Origin of the sequence: Streptococcus sp. 4094, from assembly GCF_013277125.1 — a bacterium.
GTDB lineage: Bacteria > Bacillota > Bacilli > Lactobacillales > Streptococcaceae > Streptococcus.
In genome coordinates, this window is the sequence record NZ_VMMI01000091.1 from 1 (window position 1) to 282 (window position 282).

General features: G+C 47.2%; 1 protein-coding gene. It reads left to right on the forward strand.

What is annotated here, in order from left to right:
• Positions 1–282 (forward strand): aminotransferase class I/II-fold pyridoxal phosphate-dependent enzyme (locus HT721_RS10920; protein ID WP_173229839.1); only part of this gene is annotated, 282 nt, incomplete at both ends.

Below are 282 nucleotides of genomic sequence, written 5' to 3' on the forward strand. Positions count from 1 at the left end.
TGGGGCAGAGATTGTCGAGATTGATACGACTGAAAATGGTTTTGTCTTGACTCCAGAGATGTTGGAGAAGGCCATTTTGGAGCAGGGTGATAAGCTCAAGGCGGTTATTCTTAACTATCCAGCCAATCCGACAGGAATTACCTATAGTCGGGAGCAGTTGGAAGCCTTGGCAGACGTTTTACGCAAGTACGAAATTTTCGTTGTCTGTGATGAGGTCTACTCAGAATTGACCTATACGGGCGAAGCCCATGTGTCTCTAGGAACCATGTTGAGAGGTCAGGC